General features: G+C 52.9%; 4 protein-coding genes and 1 pseudogene. 3 read left to right on the top strand and 2 right to left on the bottom strand.

All coding sequences use genetic code 11. The features are described 5' to 3' along the window. Window positions 1-249: 249 nt before the first annotated feature. Window positions 250-589 (bottom strand): annotated as a pseudogene (locus tag IEY53_RS34310) (restriction endonuclease). A gap of 321 nt (window positions 590-910) precedes the next feature. On the opposite strand from IEY53_RS34310, the gene IEY53_RS34305 reads away from it, so the two are divergent. Together IEY53_RS34305 and IEY53_RS34300 are read left to right on the top strand one after the other, a co-directional pair. Continuing rightward, complete coding sequence (locus IEY53_RS34305) at window positions 911-3,544, top strand: hypothetical protein (RefSeq protein WP_189032779.1); 2,634 nt, start codon at window positions 911-913, stop codon at window positions 3,542-3,544. Next, window positions 3,544-4,827, top strand: coding sequence for a hypothetical protein (locus IEY53_RS34300; protein WP_189032777.1), 1,284 nt, complete (start codon window positions 3,544-3,546; stop codon window positions 4,825-4,827). Before IEY53_RS34305 ends, IEY53_RS34300 begins: the two co-directional genes overlap by 1 nt. A 681-nt stretch (window positions 4,828-5,508) precedes the next feature. Here the strand turns inward: IEY53_RS34300 and IEY53_RS34295 are convergent. Further along, window positions 5,509-6,540, bottom strand: coding sequence for an alpha/beta fold hydrolase (locus IEY53_RS34295; protein WP_189032775.1), 1,032 nt, complete (start codon window positions 6,538-6,540; stop codon window positions 5,509-5,511). Window positions 6,541-6,710: 170 nt separating this feature from the next. Here IEY53_RS34295 and IEY53_RS34290 point away from each other — a divergent pair, with 170 nt between their 5' ends. Further along, window positions 6,711-7,535, top strand: coding sequence for an aldo/keto reductase (locus IEY53_RS34290; protein WP_189032773.1), 825 nt, complete (start codon window positions 6,711-6,713; stop codon window positions 7,533-7,535). Window positions 7,536-7,804: the final 269 nt, after the last annotated feature.

Here is a 7,804-nt window from a genome sequence, read left to right as displayed (position 1 = left end):
ACAGAGGTGCTCTTTTTTGTACAAAGTCCAAATTATTCATTCTACAGGAATTCTAACGGGGAACGTTAGCACCACGATATGACGGCAGCCGGCCATACGATCGGTTGCCGTTGCTCGTTGAAGTAACGGGCAGTAGAGCGTGGTGGAAATCTGGATAATGATATAGCTAGATATCCATGAAATGGTAATTAAAAATGTTGTATAAAACAAACGCAGCTTTTAGATTGATTTCTAAAAGCTGCGTTTGTTTTACTCGTAATATCGCTCCAAGTAATCCTCAAACTCAATAGACGCCTGCGTTTGGGCCAGTTCCTCAATCAATCTGCTTCGGTCCCACAGCGTAACGCCAAGTTTGCGCGCTGTATTGGCGGCTGGCGCCGTTAAGGTGGAGTTCGTGACCACCATTGCCACATTGCAATCATAGAACGCTTTGCCCGCAAAGACTTCTTGCACAGCCGAAACTCCGACGGTTCCGCTTGCATTGGACGGCGATTTTCCTTCCGGCCTTCATGATTATCAAGTCCACGCCGTCGTCGCCGCTTGCTGGCGTTAATTGCACCTTATATCCTTTGCGCCTAGCGATAACCATTTGAATTATTTCTGATTCCTTTTATTAAATTTCTTTCCTCCCAATACCTAAATATATGGTAAACATTAAAACTTTTGTGCTTATTCACGCCCCGCGAATCCATTTCCTGCCTCTCCGGTCAAAAAAACGGGTTTCCACTGCATTCCCCGCGCAACGACGCGCCTTTGGCGGGTACCCCGTCCCCCGGTCAGGAGAACCAGTTCCTTCAGGCGCAAATCTAAGGATTGAAGGAAGGCCGCCCCCCGCCCGGATTACCGTACGGCATAAAAATAGTATTTATTGAAATACTACTGGATAATAAAAAATAAGGAGTGGATTTTTATGGATGTAGCAGAATCTGCGCCCGTGCTCGACAACTCAGCAAGGGAGATTCTCAAAGGAACGCTCGTGTCGGTGCACGTTCCTGCGGCCGGCGACGAGCCAGGGGGCGGAATCGTCAAATTGGGCGCAATTCGGCAACTGGCCTTGGCTCGCGGCGATACCGATGACGCTCTTGACCGACTGGGGAACATCGAGCAGCGCTATGGAGACACGGCGCATGTCTCCACCGAGACGTTAGAGCTTCTGAAGGCGTTCGAGGACCCGTTGGTGCCCTCGCTACGCCCGGACCTTACGGCGATCTCGCGAATTCCTGCACGTGAACTGGCGGCGTTTGCCGAGGCCCTCATCGAGAAGCGCACCGAGCACATGAGGGGGGTAAAGGCGGCGGACTCCCCCATCGAGATCGGCCGATCCGCCCAGGCGCTCAACGCCGCCGCCATCGCCTTGCGCGCTCTCACGACCGGCACCGCGACGCCACCGATAGGGATGCTCAACCTTGAACGCATCGAGATGGTCCCGGTGGGGATCCAGCGCGGTGAACTCGTGTCAACCATTCCGCTTGCCCCAGGCGAGGAGACCGCGGTCACGTACAAGGAATGGTCCGTCACATCGAAAGAGTTCACGACGATCGTCACCGACTCGCTGGAAGAGATCAGCGAAACAGGAGTGACGGACAACACCGATCTTTCCCAGTCGACGTCGTCGCAGAGCCAGCACTCCAACCAGTTCAACATTACGGGAACGGTCCAGGGCGGCATTCCCATCATCTCAGGTTCGAGCACGACCGGCTTCACGGCGCAGGGGTCGAACTCGGTGTCTGCCAGCGAAAGCATCAAACACGCGCGGACCACCACTATGAAGGCATCGGCACGGTCGAGGCGGGAACACAAGGTCACCGTATCGACGACCACGGAAACAGGTACGTCCCAGACCTCGACACGCATGCTGAAGAACACGAACAACGTCAACCCTATCCGGATTGACTACTTCAGCCTGATGAGGAAGTGGCGGGTCAGGCTGTACCGGTACGGGCTGCGGCTGACCTACGACATCGTCGTCCCTGAACCAGGCTCGGCAATGCGGCGCGCGTACGCAAAGCTTGAATTGCTGAGGGCGCAGCAGGGGCCGTTCACGTTCAACGTGAAGCGCTCCGACATTACGACGGACCGTGTCAATCAGGACGGCAATCCCGACCCCAACGGCATCCCGAAATACCAGTGGCTCGCCGAGCGTCAAGGCGTCTCGGTCAAAGCGTATCCCGCGGAGCCGACTCCGCTGACGCCGACCGCGCGCGATAGCACCAACGGCGGATGGTGGTTCCTCGACTCTGAATTCGACGTTCCCGGCGGCACACGCATACGGGAGATCAGACTGGACGCCCAGATAGGCAAGGACGACTCCGACGACAAGATGAACTTCGACGTCATCGGCTCCTACATCGAACCAGGATGGCAGCGCCGGACCGAGGCGTTGATCATTCGAGACCACAAGATCATGTCGGTCGTCGCCTCGGGGGTGCCCTTCATGCAGGGCTACACCGGTCACCAAAAGGTCACCTTCTTCTTCCACCACTCCGAGCAAGTGCTGTGCCGTCTCACCGTGCATTTGGAACTGACACCGGAGGCCATCGAGCAATGGCTGACTGACGTCTGGAACGCCCTGTATGACGCCGCGCAGACCAAGCACTTCGCCCAGCAGCAGGAAATAGCGGCAAGCATCGCCGCCATCGAGGAGAAGCTGGCGAACGTCGACACTCTGACGTTGCGGCGTGAGGAAAGCGACGAGATCATGAAGTGTGTGCTGAAGTTCATCCTCGGCACTGACTTCGACTTTATGCCAGCCAACGTTCTGGCTGCCTTCGTGGCGGCAAATGTCGACCTTCAACACGGTATCGGCTTCGACCAGCCGAGCCTCGGGCTGACCCCCGAGCAGTGGACGCTGGTCCGACAGCATGAGGACGTCATCCGGTTCATTAACCAGGCGATCGAGTGGGAGAACGTGGTGACGTTCCTGTACTCGTATTTCTGGGACGTCCCGCCAAGTTGGCCGTTCATCCGCCAGCTCCGCCATCCGGACCCAACCAGGCAAGCGTTCCTGCGCGCCGGCAGCGCACGGGTTGTTCTCACGGTGCGTAAGGGCTGGGAAGAGCGGTGGATGCGATACGCCGAAGGAGGCTCCATCGGCGCGCCCATCCCCGCACCATACCTGAGCATTGCTAGGGAGATCGCAGCATACGACGACCGAAACTATCCCGGCATCCCACCAGCGAACCCTGGAAGAGCGGCCGTACACCTCCAGGACGCCGTCTTCACGACGTCGACAGTGGACATCGCGCCGAGCAGCAATCCCGTGACCATCAAGGTTGCCGACAGCTCCGGGTTCGTTGTCGACCTTCCGGTCATCATCGACGTGGAGGATGAACGGCATATCCAGGAGGCGCAGACGGTCATTGCTATCCCTAACACGACGAACATCACCGTCGCCAAGGTGATGTTCGCTCATAGAGGCACAGAAGCTCCTGTGCCGATTCTGCAGCCCGGCGAGAAGGGCGCGCTCATCGCGGAGTGGAACGAATACACCCCGACTTCCGGCACAGACATTGCTGTCACATCGAACCTCGCCACCATCTCGTGATGAAGGATGTCAGCCGCACGGTCTTCGACCTTCATCCCGTTGGGCTGTTCCGACGTGGACCGTCCGGGGTAGAGCAGGACCCTGGTGCGCTCCTCCCCGGCGCAGACCTACGAAAGTTCGGGTGGAAGATCCTCGACAAGGGCGCCACCGACGGTTTCAGCTACCACCTCGTACCATTCAGCAGCGCAGGAATCAGCGATGGCAACAGGAAAGACATCGCCGGGCGTGCGTTCGCGCTGGAGCGTGACTCCGGCACGACGCGGCTGTTCTTCGTATGGCTGCCGACCACCCTGGTCAACCGGATTAGCAACGGGACTCTACTAGCCCCGCTAAACTTCCACGTCCTCTTTCATCCGCCGACCTACGAGCCGTGGTACAAAGGGACGCATCCATATTGGAGAGGTAAGCTGCCGGCAGACGGAGTGCCGTACTACGTGCAGCTCGGGATCCGATATTTGTGCTCCGACTTCAAAAGCGTCGCTCATCACGTCATGGCGGTCACAGGTCGTGAACCCAATCTCGCTTACGTTGTCCCCGTCGCCGATCACGCTGGAAACTTCGCCGACATGATCACACCGGACGGCATGCTCGGCACGCTTAACGATGTCTACCGCTCGCTGTTGACGCTGCTGAACGCACCAGATAAGCAGCGATTCGACACAATCGGGCATGTCATGTTGTCGGGATACAGCCACAGCGGAACTCGGCTCGTCGAGCTGATGGCGCAGTTCAGCAAGAAGCCGTTCTTCACTCAGCACCTCGTGCAGCTTAACGCGTTCGACATCAACCTTGGCGACAACGATCAGCAACGGATTCCCAAGTTGGCCCGGCTGTGGGAGGGCGTTCAGCAGTGGGCAACCGTCAACAAGAAAGCGCGAGCCTACGTGTACACGGCCTACCGGAGCCACTACAACCACTGCCTAAATAATCCGATACCCAGAGGAAACCGCTGGAGTGAGACCGTCAACGTGAACTTAGAGGACGTTTCCTGGTTCGATGCCTCAGCGAAAAAGAAATCAGGCGAGAAGAGAGGGGTTGCGTCGGAGACTTACGCCTCGGACGGACGGTTCGGCCTCATGTGTCTGCCCATATCGTTTTTCCGTTATTATCTCGAAAATAAAGGTAAAAATGGTCGGGAGATCATCGGGAATCAGGTACGAGGATGGCATGACAACGATTACGACCTCGATCACGCCCACGGCCACGGTCTTTTCCTGCGTGGAATGATGTCCCATGCGCTCGCGCACGCGGATCCGACATTCTTCGCGGTGAGACAAAGGTAAGCAATCCCTGGGAAGCGGTGAAGCCAGTGTATCACCGTATAGTACAAACTACTGTCTCTTTAGGAAAGAAGAGGTTGGCCCCTCTTCATCATCTACGCGTGCAGGGTTAGATCGGCAGATATTTACAGAGAAGGAAGTATTGTTCCGATAAAATTCCTGCGTTCTCCTACCTGTTGTGTTAAGGAGATACTCAACACGTAAGGCCTCGCTGATACTACCCCGAATGAAAAAGAGCCGGAGTCCTATACGTTGAACTGTGACCCATAAGAAGGACACTTTGAAAAAAGTGACCCTCTTGTAGGTCATTTGTGTTTTAATCAGAGTAATAGTGAGGGAGCGGATAAAAATATGGGGAATACGCATGCGTTATGAAGTTTATTTGAACTTTGACGGCTCTGTGAATTATATGGAGTACGTCACTGCGACAACGTCAGAATGTAATGTCAAGCTTCAAAGGCGTGTTTAGTTGTACGAGGGCTCGTGTTTTAAAAATCTTTGCACTAACGGGAAACGATAGCTCAATAAGCCGCCTAACGAGGCGGTTTTCTTATCGTAAAAATCAACATCAGGATTTAACATAGCCTTTGTCTTAAAGAAGATGGGGGCGTTCTTACACTTAAACAGCGGAGCGGATGGAAAGACCCGCGGAAAAGCGGCAGCGGTCGCCTTTGTGTCCGGAGCTTATTTTATAAAGGTAGCGGACATCCATTCATAAAACCGTTCCTTTTCTTCAAACTGTGGATAATGAGCGGATTGTTCATAGCTAATGAATTCCTTTTGAGCGGCGTCAAGCATTTCCAAATAACTTTTTGCTGCATCAGATGAAGTCATAAAGTCATGGTTGCCCATGATAAAATAGCACGGCAGCTCAAGTTTGGTGACTATAGCCGGCAAAGGTTTTTTTAATACTTCATCCAACAATAAACTTTGAGAAATGGATATACCGTAGTTATAACGGAATATATCCAACAAGTTATATTCACTGCTGAGAATCATTCCCATGATGTTGCCGTCAGGGGTATCGATGAGTCTCGTAGCCCCGCCATATTTTATAACATAATTCCGCGGGGTTAACGCACTGCCATTTTTGATTTCTTCAGATAATTGTTGCAAATGCTGAACATCATCCACATTTCCGGCCTCTCCAGCCTGGTCCACCACGTAGTTCAAAATGTCGGTCTCACTTTCTGCTGTATTGCTTATCTGACCAATACCAATGTATGCCTCGTATTTTTCGGGAGCCCTATAGGCCGCTTGTGTTGCAATATATGTACCGTAAGAATGGCCGATCAGGATTACCTTTTCTTTTCCAAGACGTTCTGATACATAATCCGTTACAGCCAATAGGTCCTTCACCAGCAAGTCAGATGACAGATCGGAATAGTCCTCGAAAAAATGATACGATTTGCCGCTTGCTCTTTGGTCGTAATTAACTACGGTAAACCGGGATTCCAATAAATCCTGGTATTTACCGGCATAAGGTATTTCAGAAGCTCCGGGCCCCCCATGCACATTGATGATAACCGGATTATCCCGATCATTGCCGCGTATCATAATTTCTTGCCCCGTTCCATTTAGCGTTACTTGTTCCAATACACTTATACTGTTAGTACCTTTGATATGCGGAGTCCACGTCGGGAAAAAAAGGACTATGAGTACTAATATTAGAAACATGACTCCTGTAATTTTCATTGATTTTTTAATGTTTTTCATCTGCTGTGCCCCTTTTCTGCTTTATATTGATGAGACGGAAAAATTCAATGATCCACTGCAGCTTCATCGCGCCCCCTTATGAGTCCTGGCGTTTGGGCAGTGGATGGCGCAGTGGTATAATAATCTTGTTGTCTATCATCAGATTGCTACATAGGAGGAATGAATGAGGTATGAAGCATATTGCAGATGGAACGATATTGAATAATGGGATTACCATGCCCTGGTTTGGACTCGGCACCTACAAAGCGGAGGGTGAAGAGGTCGCGAAGGCCGTAACCACCGCACTGGAATTGGGTTACCGGAGTATTGATACCGCAGCAGTGTACGGCAATGAGGAAGAAGTCGGCCGCTCGATAGCCGCCAGCGGTGTAGCGCGCGATGAACTGTTTGTGACCACTAAGGTCTGGAACGATGACCAGGGATTTGATACGACCTTGAGCGCTTTTGAGACAAGCAGCCGCAAGCTGGGGCTGGATGTCATTGATCTGTATTTGATCCACTGGCCCGGACAGAGCAAATATAAAGAGACCTGGCGTGCGCTGGAACGGCTGTATGCCGAAGGACGGGTGCGGGCCATCGGTGTCAGCAATTTCCAGATCCATCACCTGCAGGAGCTGATGAAAGAGAGCACGATTGTACCTGCGGTCAATCAGGTCGAACTGCATCCCCGTTTTATTCAAAAAGAGCTGCATGCCTTCTGCAGTGAGCACCAGATCCAGATTGAAGCCTGGGCTCCGCTGATGAAAGGCCGGCTGCAGGAGAATGAGCTGCTGCAATCCATTGCGAAGAAGCATGGCAAAACTGTAGCCCAGGTTATTCTGCGCTGGGAAATGCAGCAGGGGATTGTCATCATTCCGAAGTCGGTTACCTCGTCGAGAATTAAGGAAAACAGCGAAATTTTCGATTTCGAGCTGTCTGCCGAGGAGCTTGGCAGCATCAGCGGGCTGGACGCAGGCGAACGGATCGGTTCGGACCCGGACAAGCTGCTGTTCTAATCTCCTTTCCGAAATACCAGCATACACAAAGAGCAAAAAGAGCAAGGCTTCTCTCGTTATCGGAGAGGCCTTGCTCTTTTTCTTGGACCATTGTCCTTGTTTCAGCCGATTATGGGCCAGCAAAACGGGCCGTGTGTCTTTTCTTTTGGCGGGATTATACGGACCGGAGAAGCGTTATTTCGCAAAACATCTTCATTTTTCTTCTTCATCGGACTCAGTGTACTTCTGTCAATAGAGTGGACACAGTAAAAAGGTCAGTTCGCAAGCTT

The organism is Paenibacillus albidus, from assembly GCF_014644435.1.
In the GTDB taxonomy this organism is placed as follows: Bacteria; Bacillota; Bacilli; order Paenibacillales; family Paenibacillaceae; genus Paenibacillus_AQ; species Paenibacillus_AQ albidus.
The sequence above is the reverse complement of the archived record's forward strand: the minus strand, read 5'-3'. Positions and strand labels throughout refer to the sequence as shown.

Bases quoted from the DNA above. Each gene is read 5' to 3' on its own strand.
- IEY53_RS34305 (WP_189032779.1), top strand. From the start codon at position 911: ATGGATGTAGCAGAATCTGCGCCCGTGCTCGACAACTCAGCAAGGGAG.
- IEY53_RS34300 (WP_189032777.1), top strand. From the start codon at position 3,544: ATGAAGGATGTCAGCCGCACGGTCTTCGACCTTCATCCCGTTGGGCTG.
- IEY53_RS34295 (WP_189032775.1), bottom strand. From the start codon at position 6,540: ATGAAAAACATTAAAAAATCAATGAAAATTACAGGAGTCATGTTTCTA.
- IEY53_RS34290 (WP_189032773.1), top strand. From the start codon at position 6,711: ATGAAGCATATTGCAGATGGAACGATATTGAATAATGGGATTACCATG.